The 698-nt window shown below is 69.5% G+C and carries 1 protein-coding gene; it reads left to right on the forward strand.

The window, feature by feature from the left end:
- Positions 1-698 (forward strand): efflux RND transporter periplasmic adaptor subunit (locus HWY45_RS36280; RefSeq protein ID WP_155631873.1); only part of this gene is annotated, 698 nt, incomplete at both ends.

Genomic DNA, 698 nt, shown 5'->3' on the forward strand with positions numbered 1-698 from the left:
GTGACCGACTGGCAAAGCTATTCCGGCCGTCTCGAAGCGATCGAGAAGGTCGACGTGCGCCCGCAGGTGTCGGGCACGATCGTGTCGGTCAACTTCAAGGACGGCGCGCTCGTGAAGAAGGGCGACGTGCTGTTCGTGATCGACCCGCGCCCGTACCAGGCCGCGGTCGATCGCGCGGCTGCCCAGCTCGCGGCCGCGCAGGCGCGCAACGGCTACGCGCAAAGCGACTGGCAGCGCGCGCAGCGGCTGATCGGCGACAACGCGATCGCGAAGCGCGACTACGACGAGAAGCAGAATGCCGCGCGCGAAGCGAGCGCGAACCTGAAGGCGGCCGAGGCCGCGCTCGAAACCGCGCGCATCGATCTCGGCTACACGCGAATCACCGCGCCCGTGTCGGGCCGCGTGTCGCGCGCGGAGATCACGCTCGGCAACGTCGTGTCGGCCGGCGCATCGGCCGCGCCGCTGACGACGCTCGTGTCGGTGTCGCCGATCTACGCGTCGTTCGACGCCGACGAGCAGACCTACCTGCAATACATCAACGGCGCGCGCGACGGCCGCAAGGTGCCGGTCGAGCTCGGCCTCGCGAACGAGAGCGGCTATTCGAGAAGCGGCACGATCGACTCGGTCGACAACCGCCTCGACACGTCGTCCGGCACGATCCGCGTGCGTGCGCGCTTCGACAACGCGGACGGCGCGCT

This window comes from Burkholderia stagnalis (genome assembly GCF_902830275.1).
Lineage (GTDB): Bacteria > Pseudomonadota > Gammaproteobacteria > Burkholderiales > Burkholderiaceae > Burkholderia > Burkholderia stagnalis.